Annotated in this window: 22 protein-coding genes; 1 reads left to right on the top strand and 21 read right to left on the bottom strand. The window is 45.5% G+C overall.

Translation table 11 applies throughout. The annotated features are described in order from the left end of the window. The 21 genes from QMA01_RS11335 to QMA01_RS11235 form a co-directional block, all read right to left on the bottom strand. Positions 1-486, bottom strand: a complete 486-nt coding sequence (locus tag QMA01_RS11335) for a flagellar protein FlgN (RefSeq protein ID WP_191715133.1) — start codon at positions 484-486, stop codon at positions 1-3. 20 nt (positions 487-506) lie between these two features. Then, positions 507-776 (bottom strand): flagellar biosynthesis anti-sigma factor FlgM, encoded by a 270-nt coding sequence (flgM, locus tag QMA01_RS11330; protein ID WP_290215024.1) that lies wholly within the window; start codon positions 774-776, stop codon positions 507-509. Between the two features lie 30 nt (positions 777-806). Next, positions 807-1235 (bottom strand): flagellar protein, encoded by a 429-nt coding sequence (locus QMA01_RS11325; RefSeq protein ID WP_191715131.1) that lies wholly within the window; start codon positions 1233-1235, stop codon positions 807-809. An 87-nt stretch (positions 1236-1322) separates the two neighbouring features. Then, positions 1323-1757 (bottom strand): flagellar basal body-associated FliL family protein, encoded by a 435-nt coding sequence (locus tag QMA01_RS11320; protein ID WP_290215023.1) that lies wholly within the window; start codon positions 1755-1757, stop codon positions 1323-1325. Between the two features lie 10 nt (positions 1758-1767). Continuing rightward, a complete protein-coding gene (gene motB / locus QMA01_RS11315; RefSeq protein ID WP_290186437.1) occupies positions 1768-2532 on the bottom strand; it encodes a flagellar motor protein MotB in 765 nt (254 codons plus the stop codon). Continuing rightward, positions 2510-3319 (bottom strand): flagellar motor stator protein MotA, encoded by an 810-nt coding sequence (gene motA / locus QMA01_RS11310; protein ID WP_290215022.1) that lies wholly within the window; start codon positions 3317-3319, stop codon positions 2510-2512. Before motA ends, motB begins: the two co-directional genes overlap by 23 nt. A 233-nt stretch (positions 3320-3552) precedes the next feature. Beyond that, complete coding sequence (gene fliS, locus QMA01_RS11305) at positions 3553-3930, bottom strand: flagellar export chaperone FliS (protein WP_290215021.1); 378 nt, start codon at positions 3928-3930, stop codon at positions 3553-3555. A 21-nt stretch (positions 3931-3951) separates the two neighbouring features. Beyond that, positions 3952-4341: a flagellar protein FliT gene (locus tag QMA01_RS11300; RefSeq protein ID WP_290215020.1), complete on the bottom strand. Its 390-nt coding sequence runs from the start codon at positions 4339-4341 to the stop codon at positions 3952-3954. After that, a complete protein-coding gene (gene fliD, locus QMA01_RS11295) occupies positions 4341-5822 on the bottom strand; it encodes a flagellar filament capping protein FliD (RefSeq protein ID WP_290215019.1) in 1482 nt (493 codons plus the stop codon). Before fliD ends, QMA01_RS11300 begins: the two co-directional genes overlap by 1 nt. Positions 5823-5840: 18 nt before the next feature. Continuing rightward, positions 5841-6185 (bottom strand): flagellar protein FlaG, encoded by a 345-nt coding sequence (flaG, locus tag QMA01_RS11290; protein ID WP_290215018.1) that lies wholly within the window; start codon positions 6183-6185, stop codon positions 5841-5843. A gap of 127 nt (positions 6186-6312) precedes the next feature. Further along, positions 6313-7053, bottom strand: a complete 741-nt coding sequence (locus QMA01_RS11285) for a glucosaminidase domain-containing protein (protein WP_290215017.1) — start codon at positions 7051-7053, stop codon at positions 6313-6315. Positions 7054-7207: 154 nt separating this feature from the next. Next, complete coding sequence (locus QMA01_RS11280; RefSeq protein ID WP_290215016.1) at positions 7208-7384, bottom strand: YjfB family protein; 177 nt, start codon at positions 7382-7384, stop codon at positions 7208-7210. A gap of 33 nt (positions 7385-7417) precedes the next feature. After that, entirely contained in the window at positions 7418-7693 is a 276-nt protein-coding gene (locus tag QMA01_RS11275) for a hypothetical protein (protein ID WP_290215015.1), read from the bottom strand. Between the two features lie 453 nt (positions 7694-8146). Continuing rightward, entirely contained in the window at positions 8147-9367 is a 1221-nt protein-coding gene (locus QMA01_RS11270) for a flagellin N-terminal helical domain-containing protein (protein ID WP_290215014.1), read from the bottom strand. Positions 9368-9542: 175 nt separating this feature from the next. Beyond that, the gene (gene csrA, locus QMA01_RS11265; RefSeq protein ID WP_290215013.1) at positions 9543-9767 is read right to left on the bottom strand and encodes a carbon storage regulator CsrA; all 225 of its coding nucleotides are present in this window, start codon (positions 9765-9767) and stop codon (positions 9543-9545) included. Positions 9768-9770: 3 nt separating this feature from the next. Further along, positions 9771-10226 carry a flagellar assembly protein FliW gene (gene fliW / locus QMA01_RS11260; protein WP_290215012.1) on the bottom strand — a complete coding sequence of 152 codons (456 nt, stop codon included), beginning with the start codon at positions 10224-10226 and terminating at the stop codon, positions 9771-9773. 106 nt (positions 10227-10332) lie between these two features. Beyond that, complete coding sequence (locus QMA01_RS11255) at positions 10333-12156, bottom strand: adenylate/guanylate cyclase domain-containing protein (RefSeq protein WP_290215011.1); 1824 nt, start codon at positions 12154-12156, stop codon at positions 10333-10335. A gap of 11 nt (positions 12157-12167) precedes the next feature. Then, positions 12168-12512, bottom strand: coding sequence for a DUF3307 domain-containing protein (locus tag QMA01_RS11250; protein WP_203340723.1), 345 nt, complete (start codon positions 12510-12512; stop codon positions 12168-12170). A 17-nt stretch (positions 12513-12529) separates the two neighbouring features. After that, a complete protein-coding gene (locus tag QMA01_RS11245; protein ID WP_290215010.1) occupies positions 12530-13657 on the bottom strand; it encodes an HD-GYP domain-containing protein in 1128 nt (375 codons plus the stop codon). Between the two features lie 224 nt (positions 13658-13881). Continuing rightward, entirely contained in the window at positions 13882-14361 is a 480-nt protein-coding gene (locus QMA01_RS11240; protein ID WP_290215009.1) for an SRPBCC family protein, read from the bottom strand. Between the two features lie 75 nt (positions 14362-14436). After that, positions 14437-15855, bottom strand: a complete 1419-nt coding sequence (locus tag QMA01_RS11235; protein WP_290215008.1) for a purine-cytosine permease family protein — start codon at positions 15853-15855, stop codon at positions 14437-14439. 405 nt (positions 15856-16260) lie between these two features. Here QMA01_RS11235 and QMA01_RS11230 point away from each other — a divergent pair, with 405 nt between their 5' ends. After that, positions 16261-18078, top strand: coding sequence for a putative bifunctional diguanylate cyclase/phosphodiesterase (locus QMA01_RS11230; protein WP_290215007.1), 1818 nt, complete (start codon positions 16261-16263; stop codon positions 18076-18078). Positions 18079-18089: the final 11 nt, after the last annotated feature.

Below are 18089 nucleotides of genomic sequence, written 5' to 3'. Positions count from 1 at the left end.
TCAGGCTCTTGTATCGAAAAAGCCTTGATTGGTTGTTTGTGGTTTTTGCTGCCCTGCCGGCGATTGGTAGTTGAATTGCTGTTGCTTCGATTTTGTTACTTGAGTAATCATATGTTGAACAAAGCTCATCGAGTCTTCCAGGATTTTTTCATTACTCTTGTTTTTCGCCTGAAGCTCTGTTAAAAGCATTTGTAACGTTTTCAATTGTAAATGCAGCTCTTGTCTTACATGTTCATCTGGAATCTGTTCTGCAAACTGGCTGAATGTCAGACCCGGATGCTCTTCCAATACGTCGGCTACAAGCAGTTGCCGTTCGTCTTCCAATTGGCTAAGCTGTTTGACCAGCTTCGCTTCTTCTTTCACAAGCTCCGTCAATTCATCGACTTTTCGTTCGATCAACACTGTCTGCTTGCGTTCGGCATAACGGATAAGCTGTTTTTGTAGACTGATCAATTCATCCAGCGTATTGACTACTAAATTCAGCATCCGATACCCTCCCTTTTCACTTATTTATCAAACCAGAATTTAAAGACTTGTTCGGCTACTTTGTTGCTGTTGACTTCGTATTCACCGGATTGGACCTGCGCTTTTAGCAGCTTGATCTTTTCCTGTCTTTCAATATCCACGTTGGCATTTTTTTCAAACATGGCTTTGGCCTGGTTTGAAATCTGCAATTCGTCCTCTTTTTGCAGCGGCTTCGTCTTAGCTGCCGGAGTCACCTGCATTTTTTGATAAGATTGAATAAAGGAAGAAGCATTCGTTTTATCAATATTCATTCCTTCACCGCCCTCTAATTTTTTTATGTCCTATTTTCGTGCTTGCCAGTATTGCGCATTGATCTTCGGTCTTTCCCGTTTTCTGCCGGTAGCTCGTAAAAACTCATCGTTCTTCAATGTCGCATCGATTTCCGCCGCAAACTCGATGTAGCAGTCATCGCATAGAATTTGTTTCTTAATCTCTGTACCACAATGTTTGCACGGATAACCCAAATTCGGGAAGTCATCTGCATAAATGCGCCCGTCGCGAATAAAATCGGTAATCCGCTTAACAGATACAGTTGTGGATTGGCTGGTCTCTTGGATATTCGCAAAGCGATTGCATTCGATTTTCAGAAATTCGTTCACTGTCTTGAATTCCTGCTCGATATCTTTGTAGCAGTCCAAACAATAATCCGTGTGGTCTTTAAGGTATAATGTACCGCAAATCCGGCAATTATCCAGTTGATTTGCTCCCATATCATTCACCCGATCTTCTCTTATAGATTTATATCGGCAGGTTGGTCGAAAAGTTTAGCGCTAATTTTAATTTATTTTCTTTCATAATTATTGTACTTTAAATTCTGTCACCAAAACCCTGTCGACGGTGCCTTTTTGAAAAACTTCGGCTAAGCGGGCAGCAACAGCGGTTTCGAGCGTTTCAATCCCATTTTCGCCGATCAGTTCGTCTTTCTCGAAGCTGGCGACTGTTGCGATAACCGCAGCACGCACTTCAGCGGTCCGTTTTTCCGCTTCTTTTTTTGTTTTTTTGTCACTTAACAAAATATTGAATTGGACCACACCGTAACTTCCGGGAGACGCCAGGTTGGTTGTAATGATATCGGTAGCAACGCTCAATTTTTCCACTTCTTCAGCGCTGAGCGGCTTGTCCACTTCCGCTTCAGCATCTTTTTGCCCCACATAAAATGCGGCGCCTCCGCCGACAATAGTCGCGATAATGACAACAGCGATTATTTTCTCTAGTTTTCCCAATTTCCCCATGGTGCACCTCTTATTCTTCAGTTTCTTTTTCGTAAGGTGAGATCAACACTTCGACGCGGCGGTTTTCTGTCCGTCCTTCAGGCGTATCGTTTGTGGCAATCGGATGGTATTCACTGTAACCTGTCGCACTGAATTTTTCCGGATCTAACTTGTCGTTCTCCAACAGGATTTTCATGAAATTAATGGCGCGTGCAGAACTTAATTCCCAATTCGTTGGATATTCTTTTGTTCCTGCCGGAATATTGTCGGTATGCCCTTCAATGAAAATCATCCGGGGCGGATCGGAAACCAATAGATTCGAAATTTCATCCGCAATGGTCTGTGAACCGCCGATGATATCAGCACTTCCCGATTCGAATAAAACTCCTTCTCTGATCGTGATCATCAAGCCTTTTACAGTCATTTCGGTTTGCAGACGAGGGGATAGCCCTTTTTCATCGATATATGCTTCAATCTTCGTCTGAAAATCCTCTAATTCCTGCTGGTCTTTAGCAGCCAGGATTTCTTCTTCGCTTTCACCCGATGGCAGATCCTCGTTCAACTTAGCGGTCGTCGATGGATCTAAGCTTTCAACCGGCGCCTCCTGATCCAAAATTCCGGTGCCGCCCTGCAGTTCGCTATTGAACGAACTGGAAATCGCCTGGAATTTCTTTGAATCTACTTCGCTCGCTGCAAAGAGGACGATAAATAACGCCAACAATAACGTTAAGATATCTGCATAAGGCAATAGCCAGGCTTCATCAACGTGTTCTTCATGCTTCTTTTTGCGCTTCAAGTGGAACACCGCTTCCTTCTTCAGAGTCGAGCACACGGTCTTTCGCCGGCAAATAAGTCAATAACTTTTCTTCCACTGTTCGGACAGGTAAACCTTCCTGAACAGCCAGTAAGCCTTCAAGCATAATCATTTTCATTTTGGCTTCCTGTTCCGATTTCCGCTTCAGCTTGTTGGCAAATGGATGCCACAATACATAGCCTGAGAAAATCCCGAACAAGGTGGCAATAAAGGCTGCGGAAATCGATTTTCCGAGCAGCGCCACGTCGTCCAAGTGGCCCAGTGCGGCAACGAGTCCGATTACGGCACCGAGTACACCGAGTGTCGGTGCATAGGTTCCAGCTTGCGCAAAGATTTTGGCGCCTAATTCATGGCGATCCTCCATGGCGGCAATTTCCTCTTCCATCAAATCACGAATCTGTTCTTGCGATTGGCCATCAACGACCATTTTCAGTCCACGCTGCAAAAACGGATCTTCCACTTCTTCCGCTTTTTCTTCCAACGCCAGCAAGCCTTGTTTTCTTGCCAGCATTGCCCATCCCGTGAACATGGGAATCATTTCTTTAATGGAAACCGTTTTCTCGTTTCTGAAAATCACTTTGAACAAACTAGGGATTTTCTTTACTTCATCCATTGGGAAGGCAACGAGGATACAGGCGATGGTCCCAGCAAAAATGATCACCAGCGCCGCGGGATTGTATAATGCGATCGGGCTTGACCCCTTCAGGATCATTCCGCCAACCAGCACCGCAAATCCCATGATGACCCCTATCCATGATGTCTTATCCACGTTCATACCTCATTTCATTTATATACATACTAAAAAATTACCTGTTGCACATCGCTTCGGACGCTTTGGGCATGGCTCCCGCAAGAAGCCGGGCAAAATACGCCCGTCTTCTTGCTTCGCCTAGCCCGTAGACGCGCCGGCGCTAAAAAAATTGTTGAGCTATAAGTAACTCCAAGTCTTCCACAATTTTTATATCTGCCGGTGAGATCGTTTGATCAGTAAATGTGGTTAAATTAACTTTTTTTTGCTAAAACCATCGCTTGTTTCCAGGTATTGCGCATATCTGTCATGAGTGTTTCCACTTCTTCCAAAGCTGTTATGTCATTTTTCATGTTGGCATCCATCAAACGGGTGTACATGTATTCGTACATTTGAGCAAGAGCGGCTGACATCTCGATTTCTAAATCTAAAGTGATGCGAAGTTCTTGGACAATGTTTTGGGCTTTGATGATGTTGGTGTTTTTTTCTTCGAACTTCTTTTCTGCCATCGCACGCTTTGCAAGCTTCATGAATTTCAGGCTGCCGTTGTAAAGCATTAGCGTCAGTTCCTGCGGTGATGCTGTCAGTACTGAGTTTTGCTGGTAAGTCTGGTAAGGATTGATCGTTGCCATGTAAATAATTCCCCCTTGCTTCTAATTCCGTTTGTCTATAAATGAGCCACCGGTCGCCATCGTCTGATAAGCACCGTTGTATTTTTTCGATACTTCTTTTGTTTGGGCAATGCGTTTGATCTGCGTCAGGAAGGCAAAATGAAGGTTATTAAGCAATTGTTGGAGCTGGTGGTCGCTTTCTTTTACTTGCTCGATAATGAAGTACTCTTCTGTAGTCCATTGAAAGTTCTTTTGCCTCATAAACGTCTCCATTTGCTTAATGGTTTCCTGCCGCCGGAAGAATAAGGTTTCAAGAGCTTCGACTGTTCCTTCTTCATTGGCTTCCATGCGGGAATGGATAGTTTGCGCTCTTTCATAAAGTTCCTGTGTCTGTTTCAGAAATGCATGCATGATCGATTTCGCGCTGTTCATTACGCACCTCCAAACAGGTTCTGCTGCATCCAGGCGCTTTGTGAGTTCATTTGGCTTAACGCCTTCTCCATTGCAGTGAACTGCTTCCAGTAGCGGTCCTCAACACGTGTCAGACGGTCCTGCCAGCGGCTGATTTCATCGTTCATCTGTTTGATCTTTTTGGACAATGTACTGTTATCGACCGAGCTTGAAGAACTGCCAGCTTTTTCGCTGAGATTTTTGACGATGTTGTTCAATGTGTCATAGACTCTTGCACCGACACCATTCCCCGCTGCATCACGTGTGGTGAAAAGCGCCATTACTTCATCGGGTTTATTGGTAAGCGCTTCGCTCAATTTCTTTTCATCAATGAATAATTTACCACCTTCTGTATACGATCCGGTGTTGATGCCAATTTGCGATAAATGATTGATATTGCCTTCCGCAAGACCGGTTACACTGTCCATAAAAGCTCTCCGCAAGTCCTGCATGGCGGATTTCAATACTGGGTCATTGCGCAATAAACCACTCCGTGCTTTGTCTTCCCATAATTCGATTTCCTTTTCCGTCATGTCTTTTTTCTGTTCGTCAGACAAAGGCTGGAAATCCGGGTAGCGCTTTTCGACCAGCTGCTTCTGCAGGTTTTCGATTGTTTCGTTGTATTTGTCGACAAAGTCTTTGATCATCGCCAGTGGTTTTTCCGGGTTGGATTGGACGTTGATGGTTACTTCAGTGCCTGCCTGTAGGAGGCTGACCGTTACTCCATTAACTGTTGTCTGATTAGTTTTTAATCCTTCGATTTTGATATTATCAAACATGATTTCGCCATCTGCTGCTCCGGTTGCCGTTGCTGAAGTAGCACCGCTGTTATTCATTATCTTGTTAGCCAATTCAGTGCTTGCTGCTGTTCCATCTGCATTCTTAAACTCCAGTGTAAAATTCTGGTCAGCTCCCATTCCTTTTGTCGCGATGAAAAATCGGGAAGTCGTGTTGTCAAAGCTGGCCCGTAACGCTGGAACTGAAGCTGCTGTTTTGTCCTGTAGATTTTTGGCTACGTCCGCAAAGGTATCGGTGCTCGCCACATCGATACTTATGTCGCCTATGGTGATTCTTCCGGCTACACCGATTTGGTCTGTTGATTTTGCCGCAGTACCTGCTGAATTTGTAACTGAGTTAGCTGAATTCAACTTCGCTGCACTCGCCACACTTGTTATCTGTACTTGATACGATCCGCTCATCGCATTCGCTGTTGTCGCAACCGTGAAGCTGTTTGGTGTCGGCGACGTGGCGCTATAAGAGTTGAATGACGATTGCAGACGTAAGTTACTCGCGCTTGTCCGCAGGTTCGTCATGGACAGGTTCGTATCGCGGGTTGCTTCTTGCTGCCATTCGGTAAACGTTTTTTGCTGCATTAATTTATCTAAAGGCATCTTTTGGATCTTCATCATGTCTTTGACGATTGAGTCGGTATCCATGCCTGATGCTAATCCGCCAACGCGCATTGGGTTTTCCCTCCCTTCTTATCGTTTCTCGTCCACCATCAAGCCTGCTAAATCATCCAGTGAAGCATACATATCCAAAAACTTCCTGTTAGGAATCTCCCTTAAAACTTCGTCAGTTTTGGAATCAATGACTTGCACATAATAAACTTCCAGCTCTTCATGCAGCTGAAATTTCACGTTTGTCGATGTTGGCTCTAAAAATTTGTTCATGCTGTCCACTTTATCTATGATTGCTTCCTTAGTAATAGGTTTTTCTAAGTTTTCGCTGTTGTTTTTTCCAGCACCAGCTGTCTCCTTTGAGACTACTGGATCCACCTCATTAACTTTCGGAAAATGCGGTATTGATGTATTGGTTACTTCCATAATGGACACTCTCCTAATTGGTTAAACTCGCTAAATCGTTCTCTATATTAGTTATCGGCAGAAAAGCAGATTTTTTTAGCATTAAATCAAAAAAAATAAGACAAGCCCGTAAAGAGCCTGCCTTATCTTATGTGAGTTTGGAGTAATGATTACTGACGCCTTTTGTCCAGTGGTTATTTAACCCGGTTGGATCGTTAGCGGCTCCAACCGGCGCGTATTTCGCTCCGATTTTTGCGATGGTGTCTTTGCCTTCATTCAAATAATTTTGGCGCAGGTTGCGGGCCATATCGAAAATGCTGTCTTCCACTGAAGCGTAGCTCCGAAGGCCGTTCTTGCCCATCATGCCGGCGACATTGTTTTTATCATTGACCGCACGTGACGAACCATTGCCGGTTTCATGGATAGCGATAGCTGACAATAAATTCGGATCCAGGTCATATTTTTTCCCGGCATTGATAAAGTGGGCTGCTGTTCCGCTCAATTTGCCTTCTAGAGTATTGTCCAGCTTGATAAATTGTGTCGGCTTGAACTTTAAATCACTCGTATCTGTCGCAGCAGTCGGCACTTCTTTCTTATCGATCGGCGGAATCGTGATTGCCGGATTATAGGAATTTGTTAGCGGTGCTGTCAATGGCGTAGTCAAAGACGGCATAGCAGCCTGAACGCCCGTTTGTGGAGTCGTCCCGGTATTCGCTTGTTCCATGCTTTCCATCATCGCGTTCATCAGCATGGCGAAAAATGTACTCGGACTCGTCGAACTGCCGACTGAATTAGCGCCACTGTCGGCTTGACCTAAAGCGGGCATCGACTTCGCCATCGAAGCGATTGTATTATATAAAAGAAGATTATTAGAAATTGGACTGGTCAATTGGTTCTCACACCCCTTGCTTGAGTTAATCTTGTTTAGTTTACAAGATAATGGGTGAAAAAAGAATAGGATAATTGTGGGAGAGAATAAAATATTTTTACAATAAAAAGCAAGAAAGTCCATGACCTATTATAGTTATAAACTTTCTTACTCTTCATCCTTTAATATCTACTCGGCTTCCAATATGAGGCTGAACAGATTGCTCTAGCATCTTCACAACATCCTGACCATTCGTTTCCGCCTGATCTATTGTCTTCTTCATAATCGAAACATTCGCTTCTGTCCGGACATTCATCTGGCTCAAAGCCATTGATAATGCAGCGATATCCAAAAAATGACCTCCTTGACTTAGTCACTTACATTCTCAGTTTACACCTGTTTTTTTACCTTTTAATATTTCTATGATTTCTAGGTAAATTTCATTTAAATAAGCTACTTCATTTCCGTTCATTGCTTCACAAAGCTTATGAAATAAAATCTCTGGTATAACATTCCAATGAAATAAATGATGTAAAGCATAAATAGGATCTACCGCCATGCTTTGCTCCTCTTTACTAACTTCAAAATATATTTCTAGAATAATTACAGGAATAATATTCAAATATTGAATGTCCAAATACTTTGCAACTAATTCTATCATGAATCCTCTTACTTTCTAATTAATATAAGGTTTGTCTGAAAGAAAAAGGAGCCCAAAATCAGGCTCCTTTTGACTCTTAAGATTAACGCAGCAATTGTAGTACTTGCTGTGGTGCTTGGTTGGCTTGCTTTGCCGCTATGTCTTTCGATCATAGAATAGACTATATCTTCACCCTCTACTTTGAGGGGCTGGGCACTTCGAATGGCGCTTGCCACCCTACGGATTTCATCGCCATAGCTTTTGCCTTAGACGGTCTATCCTAGTCGTTGAACCTTCCCCAGAGTTTCCTCACAGGAGCTTGGCTGCTGATTATCCATTGGTTCATCCTCATCATTTTCAGACCGTCACGCCGACCGTTTCCAGTTACGTTGTGGTTGATGGGGCTTTAGGAAGTTCCAGCAATTCACCCAGTTATACTCTAACCCGTTACCAAGTTAGACGCCCTAAAATCAATTATCTCAACAGTTGTAAAACTGACTGATTCATTTGATTTGCTTGAGCCAGCATTGCTTGTGATGCTTGTGCAAGAATTGAGTTCTTTGTTTGTTCCATCATTTCTTTCGCCATATCGACGTCTCTTATGCTAGACTCTGCAGAAGTTAGGTTTTCAGCAGAAGTATTTAAATTATTAATTGTGTGCTCTAAACGATTTTGAGTAGATCCTAACTTCGAGCGTTCTGCGGAAACTTTTTGAATAGCTCCATCTAAAACTTTCATAGCTACGTCTGCTTGACCTTGGTTTCCAACTTTAAGGTTTTTAACACCGAGTGCAGAAGAAGACATATTTTCAAATGACAATTGAATATTTTGTCCTGTATTTGCACCGATTTGGAAAGTAGCTTGACCATCGTTGCGAATGTTTGCAGCTGCTGTAGTTTCAGTGAAACCTGAAAGAGCGTTAGAAGCAGAAGTTCTTACATCACCTGCAGTAGTTTTAACTGTAACAGTTAAGCCGTTGACTGCCCCTTCAAACCCTTCTACTTCAGCAGTCAAAGTTGTGCCATCAGCATCTGCTGCTAATGTTCCTGCTCCATCAAATATAGCAGTAAGGTCTGTAGTTGCATTAACCGTAATTTCGTTTGTAGTTTTTTCGCCATTAATTACATATGAAACTTCAATTGTATCTCCTTCAACAATTCCTAAACTATTTCCAGAAGCATCCTTAAGTGCTGTTGCCAGATCACCGACAACTGTCGTACTATCCAAAGCTTTGTTTGTATTAATATTACTTACAGCAGTATCTACTCCTTTACCCATGGAACCATCAAGTAAATTTTTTGTATTGAATTGAGTAGAACTTGAAATTCGATCTATTTCTTTACCTAATTGATCAACTTCTTTTTGAATTTCTGTACGATCTGCATCAGTATTTGTATCATTGGCAGACTGTACGGAAAGTTCACGCATACGTTGAAGAATATCCTGTGTTTCACTTAGAGCACCCTCTGCGGTTTGAATTAAAGAAATACCACCTTGAGCGTTAGTTGAAGCTTGTTCTAATCCGCGAATCTGACCGCGCATTTTCTCAGAAATTGTAAGACCTGCTGCATCGTCTTTTGCACTGTTGATGCGAAGTCCTGAAGACAATTTCTCCATGCTGTCCATTTGTGCACTTTGAGCAGAGCCCATTTGTCTGTGTGTGTTTAGTGCTGCGATATTATGATTGATAATCATTGTGTATTACCTCCGTGTAATGTTTTTTGTTTTTTTGTAAGCGCCCAAATCCTTTTGAACTGCCTTACAGTAGTTATATCGGAGGGGTTTAACAAATGTTTAGTGTTTTTTGAAACTTTTTCTTTTTTCTTTTTCAATTCATGCAAAAAACCTGCAAAATTTGCAGGCTCTCGCTCTATTTCTTCTTCATACTCAAAAAATCACTCAAGTTGATGACATTCGAAGTCGCTTGCTTATTCTCTTCCTGAATCTCCAGGTACACTTCTTTCCGGTGGATGGTGATTTGCTTTGGTGCGGTAATGCCGAGGCGTACCATGTCGCCTTCTATAGAGGTAACCGTGATTTCAATGTCGTCATTGATGATGATCGTTTCGCCTTTTTTCCGTCCCAGTACTAACATTCTCTACACCTGCCTTGCAGCGGTGTCGCCGCTCTGGAATAAAGCCTGCTTGATCTGGTAGTCTTTGTTATTCAAGACAACCTGCATGCCCATCTGCTTCTTATTGTTGATGACCAGCGGTGCTTTCAAGTTCGTCGTCGCGCTGCTGATATCGCCTTTGACCGTCACTGTAGTCAATACGATGGCATCTGACGGATCTTCCAGCTGCAGCCGCTCCACCATCTGTTCTTCCAGCTTGATGTCGTAATCCTGGAAAAACGTAAACGGATCGACCAGAAAGAAGCTGACTTCCATCGTATCTACTGACTGCAGGAAAAAGAATGGCGATTCCCCTTCTACATCTGCTGGCAGCAATACATACTTCTTATATTCATCAAATCCCGGAATGCCTTTATCAAACGTGATAACGCGTTCTTCAGCCAGTTCCACTTCACCGAATTGTTCTGTTTGAACTTTCATGCCCAACTCCCTTTCCATAACAAAAAAATGCCTCTTAAGATAAAGATATCTCAACAGGCATTTATTAACAAACTATTTTTAATTAACTCCAGCTATTGGAAACCGTTCAACCCGCCTGCTCTTCAACTATACTCTCTTCCCTTAACCGGATCCTCACCAACTCCACTGCTCCATCAATCCCTTTTAAGGCAGCTGAAAACTCTTCCAGCTCAATATCTGTAGAGGCTAATAATTCCGCAGACATCGGCTGTGCCAATATCTCGCGGCTGATGACGATGTCATTGCCTTCGCCCTGCCCCTGAATACGCGCAGCGAGGTTGACGGTCCGGCCGAAATAATCGAGCCGGTCATTAGAATTGACAGCGATAGCTGCTCCGCTGTACAAGCCAAGGCGCAGCACCAAGTCTTCATTCGTCGTGTCATTGAACACTGCCAGGTTTTTCTGGATGGCCAAAGCTGCCTTCAAGCCGTCTTCGGGTTTATTGAATATCGCCATGACAGCGTCGCCGATCGTTTTTACGACGCTGCCAGAATTTCGCGCGATGTGTCCGGTCAGGAAATCAAAATGATTGCGGACCTGGCCGTAAGCGTTCGAATCCCCCACCGTTTCATACAGCAAAGTCGAGCCTTTTAAATCCGTAAAGAGGATCGTCACATGGTCGATGCCGATTTTCTGGCCGGGCGACAGCACTTCAGAAGAAAACAGGTCCCTGAACTCCTGCATCGCCGTCACTTTGGCAGCTGTCACCGCCTGTTTGTTCCAATCGGCATGCTCCAACGCGACGACAATATCCATTGAGCTCGAGTTTGTGATGAAAACTTCATCCGAACCCGTTACCGAATCCTGCGACCAGCCCGCATCGGAATAATCCAGCGAACCCGTTTCCGCATGTTCATCTACGGCTACTTTGTCATTCGCTTGCAGCACCCGAAAACGCAAAGCATCTTCACTTTCCGGAATCCTAAACAGCGCAGTTTTCCCTTGTTGGATAACTTGCTGGGCTTTAACATGCGGCGTGATTATCGGTCCGCCGATGCAATACACTTCGGCATAGGCTTGGCGGATGCTTGGATGAACCGAGAAGTTCAGCTCGACAAATTGATCGAAGTTGGCATCGTAATTGACGCCACACAAGTCACAATGAAATTCCTGCTCCAGCTGTGACAGCGAACTGTGCTCGACTTTCGACACCCGGCAATTCGGACAGATGACGTTCCAGCTCAAGTTCAGCAAGCCCGCTTTTGTGGCATAAAGCAGCACGCGCAAGGTATCATCCAAATCCGCGTTCCACAGCTTCGCCAGCTGAATCGGTTCGATCTGTGCGACGTCGTGGTCACCTTTCCCGGCTAAATACTGGTGCAGCCGTTCGACGTAGCTGCTGTCGACAGGCGATTTGGCGAGCAAGGCCGACAGCCGATCGAGTTCCAACAGGTTGATTTTGACGGTTGCCGGTTTTTGCGGCGCTTCCAAAGGATCTGTCGCACCCGATGCCAAATAATCATCCAAATAACGCATGATCTTTTTGACAGACGGCAGGCCGGTCGCCCAAATGGCAGCGTAACCTAAAGGATTAAGCGGTACGAAATCAGCCGTCAGCTTGACCCGCGTCCCTTTATTGCCATTGTCGAACAGCTCCACTTTCAGCGTGTAATGCTTGAGCGGGCCTGTCAGGTAACGGCGTTCAACGGTATAGCTGTCGTTTTCCTGCCACTGGAACGGAAATTCTTGCCACGAAATCGGCACGATCCCCAGCACTTTGGCATGGGCTTCCCGGTAAAACACTTCCGCACCCGCTTGTTTTGCCGGACTGAAGCTTACCGGAAACAAACCGATGTAGAGGTTCATGCGGTTATTGTCTGCGAGCAGCTGCCAAGCGGTTTGCCGGTCTACTGCATATTCTTTTTCAAGCACATAGGTTTTGGGCTTCATGGTCTTCACTCCTAAGAAATCGCTACGGCAACAGCCAGCAAAATAATATGGAAAATCTGGTCAGCCATGATCGACAGCCAAACCTTCTCCGGCCCTTTAGCCGTCTGGACCCGCTCCACCCAAAATAAGACAAAGGTTTTCCGGTCCAGAATAATATGGCCGATAAAAACGATGGCCACTGCCGCAAAGGACAAGCCTCCTGAGAAATGGCCGAACAGCGCAATGACCGCCGTGTAAATAGAGACATGTGTTAATAGAGGCAGCCATTTGCTGGCTTTGTGTTTCGCCATCCAGCCGGTCTGCAGCAGAAAATCGCCGATCAAGTGGGCAATCAATAAGTAATCAAACTGGCTCATAGCCGACAGCCTCTTTCCTATTTCTCATAACGTTCCAATTCATAATCACAGTCGGCAAGAATTGCCGTAAAAGCATCTACGGCTTCGCTGTCGAACAGCGTGCCTCTGCAGCGGATCAATTCTTCTGCACCCAAGCGGAAAGACAAGCCTTCGCTGTAGGAACGCGCCGTCGTCATGGCATCAAAAGCATCTGCCACACCGACAATCCGTGCAAATAAGGGAATGTCATCTCCTGCCAGTCCATGGGGGTAGCCAGTGCCGTCCAGCCGTTCATGATGGGACAGCGCGGTTTCCATGGCATGCGCCACCGCGTCTTTCGGCTCCATATTGGACAGGATGTCCGCTCCGATTACCGTGTGCTGTTTAATCGCTTCATACTCTTCATTTGTCAGCCGGTCAGGCTTCCGGAGGATATCGTCTGCGATGCCAATCTTTCCGATGTCGTGAAGCAACGCTGCTTTATACAATTCTTCGCACGTATGCGCATCGAACTCGAGCTTCTGGGCGATCCACAGCGAGTATTTCGCTACGCGCTCCGAATGTCCGGCGGTATACGGGTCGCGCGCGTCCAGCACTTTTGCCAGCGTCCGGATCATGCTCAGCAGCATGCGCTGCAGTTCGTCGTACATCTGGCTGTTGTGGAGCGCCAATGCGGATTGATTGGCGAGCGCCACGGCCAGGCGGATGTCCTGCTCGGAGAAAAAGGCGATGTCTTTTTTATTCAGCAGCTGCAAAGCGCCAAGCACGTTTCCTTTGACCGCTAATGGAACGGTGATCATCGACTTGGTCACGAATCCGCTCGAGTGGTCCACACGGTCTGCCCAGTCCGGATCTGATGACACATGCTCGATCAGCTCGGCTTCACCGGTCCGGATCACTTTCCCGACAATGCCTTCATCCAGTTTCAGCTCGATGTTCAGGATGTCCGACGCAGACGGGCCGTAAGCTGCAGACGCCTTGATCTGTTGCCGTTCCTTGTCCAATACCCACAAGGTCCCTGCTTCCGCCCCCACAATCTGCACCATCTGCAACAGGATGTTTTCGAGCACTTCTTCCATTTCGATATTCGAGTTCAATTGCTTGGATGCTTCCAACAACGTTACCAGCTCTTGAACTTTAAATTCCAAATCCGTTATTTGGGTCATGGACTTCCTCCGATATGCTAAAGTAGGTTCGCCTTTTCAGCGGTTCAACTTACTAATAAACTTAGGGTCATTGTCATTCTTGCGTTATTTTTTAACATTTTTTTATTTCTTGTCGATCATATCCTTTTAAATGCCATTATGCAATATTACCCATATTTTTTTATTACTCTGTTCTCAATCAAAAAAACCGCAATCTCTCTAGTTTCGGGAGATTGCGGTTTTTCCTATTCAGGTGTTTCCACCAACTGCCTCAACTTCTCAAACATCCCACTCCAGCCTTCTTGGCTTTGGCTGCTGTAGTCGTCGCCGGCTTTTTTGATGTCTTCTTCCGTCCAGCCTTCTTCATGCGGCACCGTGATTTCCTGGACAAACGCCATTTCACAACTGTCCTGCACCATGGAAATCCACACCGTGATGCGGTCTTCCAGTTCGTTGAACTGCGGCATCTTGAAAGAGAACATCAGTTTATGCGGCGGCTTCAGTTCGAGGTATTCGCCTACTGCCCGGTAATCGGTGCCTTCCCGGCGGTCGGTTATTTCCCAGCTTCCGCCCGCGCGCAAGGAGTTCTTGGTTACCTGGTTGGTGTCTTCTGTCGTAAACAGCCATTTCTTCATCAGTTGCGGATTGGTCCAAGCTTCGTATACTGCTTTGTCGCTGGCATTGAATCGGCGCGCCATGGATAACACGACAGTAGAAGTCGTCAACTCGATCATCCTTTCTGAATAGGAATGAACACACGAACAATTTTGATTGCCACCAGTGTAACGCAGAATTTTTACTCAGGCAATATAATCTTCTTTCGGAATATCGTGGACTTCTCGTTTCACGTAATAGCGCCCTTTTGTAGCTACGGCCAAAACGATAGTCAAAATCGATGCCAGGATCAGTGCGAAAAACGCGGCTGTGCTCTGCAGGAATGTGCCCATGTAACCGAGTGCTGCGATGGTTCCGAGTGCAGTCGGCACAAGCAATGACACAACGCCGACCGGATTCCATTTATACAAGTTTCGCTGTCTGGATTCGTAATAGCCCGGACCGATCTTCAGCCACTTCTTGACGACCAGCGCATCCGTCACGAGAACCGAGGCCCAGCTCATCAATGCAACCCCCTGGAACGTCATGGCGACTCCCAAGTGATCCACGATGCCGCCGAGCATCAAAACGATAGCAATGACGCCTGAGACCACTACCCAGAAACGGCGTCCCGGCGTAAAGCCGAACATATTTTCAAAGAAGCTCGACAGGGACAGCGAGCTGCTGTAGATATTGGTGATGTTGATGCGGATTTGCGTCAGCATCGTAAACAGCACACCGCCAAGCCCGAGCAGGACGACGATGTAGACACCCGGGTTGGATTCGCCAAGTGTCACGCCGAACCAGATGCCGAGTCCGCCCATAACGCCGAAACAGAAAATCTGCGGAATAAAGCCGATGGCGACCGATCCGATTTTCAAGTCTTTCGGTTTCAGGAAACGTGCGTAATCGGAAGCAATCAACGCAGTGAGCCCCATGATGCCGTGCTGCATCCCGATGCACAACAGCAACGCGGTTCCGCCGATTTGCACGCCTTCAGGCATATAGGTCCAGAAATTTCCGTCAAATTTCGAGGTGGTGTTGAAAGCTACATAAATTGCCGCAACCAGGAAAATCGCAAACACCGGCAATGACCATTTTTGTAATTTGTCCAATTGTTTAATGCCGAACCAGTTTAATGGAATGACCACTGAACCGAATCCGATAATTAGAAGCCACATGGGGACGGCGGGAAAATAAGCATGGACTGCAGCGACCAGGATCATGCCTTCAAAAGCGCAATACATAATAAAATTCGATGCGTAGATTAAGGAGGTTAATGAGGCTCCGATGTAACCGAACCCTCCGCGGGATAATAAATTGACGTTCATACCAGACTTGGCCGATAGGTAAACGATGATGGTTCCGAGGATGCCTGCGACGAGGATCGCGTAGATGGCAGAAATGATGGCATTGGCGGCCCCGAATTGCAGCGCCATGACGCTTCCCATCTGGAAGTAGAAGATGGCGGTCGCAATGCCGAAGGTGATATTGGTGATGCTCAGCCAACCCATTTTGCGTTCTTCCCGCGGTACACGGTCAAACGTATAGTCGCCTGTTGATTCGTCTCCGTGGCTTTGTTTCTTTTTAACTAACTCTTGATCTGCAGTAATCTCAGATCTCATTTAATCAATTCCTTTCCTATTCAATTTTCATTGTCCTTTGGGAATTTGTTTAGGCTTGGCCTATTCCCGTTCGCGTACGTGGGTGGATATAAGGAAGTCGTTCTGAGGTTGGAAAAGGGGAAGCTTAAACTCGATTCACAAAAGACAAAAAAATAGCGGAATTTTATTCGCCCATAAAGAACCGCTGGAAGAAATAAAATTACGTACTTCCTATTTTAACATAACATTTGAAAAATTATTGCCTTTCGGTCTTCAACTCGTTCCAAAGTTTTATTTTACTTACGTTTATTGGAAGTAATTCTTGTGCTATGATATGTAAACAATACAGATAGGCATTGCCATTTCTACGCAAGCCGTATGATTCCAGCCCAATCCATTTAAAGAAAAGAGAGTGATGTATACTCTATGGACATTATTTCAATCACCGATAAGCTTTCTCCTGTTGTTCTGCCGATTATTCTTTCCGTTTCCCTCTTGTTGGCGACCTTGCTTTTCTTCTGTTCACGGAAGCGCCAAAAGCTCCAGCTGAAAGCGAATTCCGCTGAATCGGAAAAGAAGTTCGAATCGATATTCGAATCCACTACTGACGCCATTATCGTAGCGGACCACCAAGGCATTATTCTGCAGTGGAACTCAGGTGCCGAAGCGATATTTCATTACAGCAAAGATGAAGCATTGGGTTCTAATTTAGAAATCATCATTCCAAAGCCGTTACTGGAGGCACACCGGAAAGGATTAAAGCGTTACCTGGACACTGCTGTCCCCCATGTAATCGGCACGCGGGTTGAATTGATTGGCCGCCGCAAAGACGGCAGTGAGTTCCCGATTGAAATGTCTCTCGGAACCTGGAAAACAGATAAGTGTATATTTTTCAGCAGCATCATCCGCGACATCACCGAACGGAAAGATTCGGAAGCCAAGATCAACACGCTCGTTTACCGGGATTCCTTGACCGGCTTGGCAAATCGCCGCCTTTTCATTGACCAAATACAAGCTGCTTTAGACCAGGCGGATGGAAATAAGCAAAGTTTTTCCCTCCTGTATATTGATTTGGACCATTTCAAAATAGTCAACGACACCTATGGCCATTCTGCTGGAGATCAATTATTGATTAAAACATCTGAGCGTTTCCAAAGCATCGCACGAAAAAATGACACCATTTCCCGTTTGGGTGGAGATGAATTCATCCTATTATTGCCGAATACCGATGATGCAGAAGCAGCTGCTCATGCACAAGCGATCTTGGAGTTATTTGAAGAACCTTTCCGTTTCCAGCAGGAAGAATTATTTATCACGCCATCCATCGGCATCAGCAGATTCCCTTCTGATGGCAACGACGTAGAGACGTTAATAAAAAATGCAGATATTGCATTATACTCAGCAAAAGATCATGGCAAAAATAATTTTCAATTTTTCTCAGAAGAAACCAATCAATTGGTTTCCAGAAAATCCAAACTGGCCATGGATTTGAAAAAAGGCTTGGAACGCGGTGAATTTTCTCTTCATTATCAGCCACAAATCGATTTAAAAACTGAAAAGACCGTGGGGCTGGAGGCTTTGCTTCGCTGGACACATCCCAAATGGGGGAACGTCTCGCCTGCTGAATTTATTCCCATCGCAGAAGAAACCGGCAGCATCATCCAGATTGGTGAATTTGTTCTGCGGCAGGCTTGCCTGCAAAACATGGCCTGGCAGAAGGCTGGATTGCCGCAGTTTCGGGTTGCTGTCAATATCTCTTCCCGCCAGTTCTCACAAAGCAACTTGACCGAAACCGTTCAGGCCGCCCTGTCGGAATCGGGACTCGCTCCCCAGTATCTGGAGCTCGAACTGACTGAAAGCATTATCCAAGACTCCCCCAGTGCTATCTCAACAATGGGGAAACTCAAGGCGATGGGCATTCATCTGTCCATTGATGATTTCGGCACCGGCTATTCATCGCTCCGCTATTTGAAGCTGTTTCCGATTGATACCCTTAAAATTGACCAGTGTTTCACCCGCAACCTCACTACGGATCCAAAAGACGCGGCGCTTGTCGATACCATTATCCAAATGGCGCACAACCTGCAGCTGAATGTCATAGCTGAAGGTGTCGAATCTGCGGAACAACTGCAATTCCTAAAACAACAGGGCTGCAATCAGGCACAAGGATATTACTTTAACCCGCCGTTGCCGCCTGAAAAAATCAAAGAGTTTTATCAGCCCGCTGCAAAATCCATCCAATGAAAACAAAGGCG

It is taken from the genome of Planococcus notacanthi (assembly GCF_030407825.1).
GTDB classification, from domain to species: Bacteria; Bacillota; Bacilli; order Bacillales_A; family Planococcaceae; genus Planococcus; species Planococcus notacanthi.
The sequence above is the reverse complement of the archived record's forward strand: the minus strand, read 5'-3'. Positions and strand labels throughout refer to the sequence as shown.

Bases quoted from the DNA above. Each gene is read 5' to 3' on its own strand.
- QMA01_RS11230 (WP_290215007.1), top strand. From the start codon at position 16,261: ATGGACATTATTTCAATCACCGATAAGCTTTCTCCTGTTGTTCTGCCG.
- csrA (WP_290215013.1), bottom strand. From the start codon at position 9,767: ATGTTAGTACTGGGACGGAAAAAAGGCGAAACGATCATCATCAATGAC.
- QMA01_RS11250 (WP_203340723.1), bottom strand. From the start codon at position 12,512: ATGAGCCAGTTTGATTACTTATTGATTGCCCACTTGATCGGCGATTTT.
- QMA01_RS11335 (WP_191715133.1), bottom strand. From the start codon at position 486: ATGCTGAATTTAGTAGTCAATACGCTGGATGAATTGATCAGTCTACAA.
- fliW (WP_290215012.1), bottom strand. From the start codon at position 10,226: ATGAAAGTTCAAACAGAACAATTCGGTGAAGTGGAACTGGCTGAAGAA.
- QMA01_RS11255 (WP_290215011.1), bottom strand. From the start codon at position 12,156: ATGAAGCCCAAAACCTATGTGCTTGAAAAAGAATATGCAGTAGACCGG.
- fliD (WP_290215019.1), bottom strand. From the start codon at position 5,822: ATGCGCGTTGGCGGATTAGCATCAGGCATGGATACCGACTCAATCGTC.
- QMA01_RS11270 (WP_290215014.1), bottom strand. From the start codon at position 9,367: ATGATTATCAATCATAATATCGCAGCACTAAACACACACAGACAAATG.
- fliS (WP_290215021.1), bottom strand. From the start codon at position 3,930: ATGGCAACGATCAATCCTTACCAGACTTACCAGCAAAACTCAGTACTG.
- QMA01_RS11325 (WP_191715131.1), bottom strand. From the start codon at position 1,235: ATGGGAGCAAATCAACTGGATAATTGCCGGATTTGCGGTACATTATAC.
- QMA01_RS11300 (WP_290215020.1), bottom strand. From the start codon at position 4,341: ATGAACAGCGCGAAATCGATCATGCATGCATTTCTGAAACAGACACAG.
- flaG (WP_290215018.1), bottom strand. From the start codon at position 6,185: ATGGAAGTAACCAATACATCAATACCGCATTTTCCGAAAGTTAATGAG.
- QMA01_RS11320 (WP_290215023.1), bottom strand. From the start codon at position 1,757: ATGGGGAAATTGGGAAAACTAGAGAAAATAATCGCTGTTGTCATTATC.
- QMA01_RS11275 (WP_290215015.1), bottom strand. From the start codon at position 7,693: ATGATAGAATTAGTTGCAAAGTATTTGGACATTCAATATTTGAATATT.
- QMA01_RS11235 (WP_290215008.1), bottom strand. From the start codon at position 15,855: ATGAGATCTGAGATTACTGCAGATCAAGAGTTAGTTAAAAAGAAACAA.
- flgM (WP_290215024.1), bottom strand. From the start codon at position 776: ATGAATATTGATAAAACGAATGCTTCTTCCTTTATTCAATCTTATCAA.
- QMA01_RS11245 (WP_290215010.1), bottom strand. From the start codon at position 13,657: ATGACCCAAATAACGGATTTGGAATTTAAAGTTCAAGAGCTGGTAACG.